General features: G+C 53.2%; 1 protein-coding gene. It reads left to right on the forward strand.

Annotation, left to right across the window (positions count from 1 at the left end; genetic code table 11):
• On the forward strand, positions 1 to 267 hold a 267-nt coding region (locus SB816_RS32145), incomplete at both ends, for a hypothetical protein (protein WP_410548263.1).

Consider the following 267-nt stretch of genomic DNA (forward strand, 5'->3'; position numbering starts at 1 on the left):
CGTCAAACGGGTTAAGGCCGCCGAAACCGATCACGCTAACATCAAGGCTGCTCGGGACCGCGTTCAGGAGCTCGGCAAGCGCCGCAAATCCATGCAGGACAGCCTGCGGGATATGGAAAAGAAACAAAATGAAAAGGCAAAAAAGGCAAAGAATGTCAGTTTGCGCGACAAGCTCGTTCAGGCCGGCCTACAGATTTCAGTTCGAAAATTCCACCTGCTGAGCGTAGGCGCGGCGGTCTTTGCCTGTTTAATGGCCATTCTTTACGG

Source organism: Achromobacter sp. SIMBA_011 (genome assembly GCF_046535435.1).
Lineage (GTDB): Bacteria > Pseudomonadota > Gammaproteobacteria > Burkholderiales > Burkholderiaceae_B > Achromobacter > Achromobacter dolens.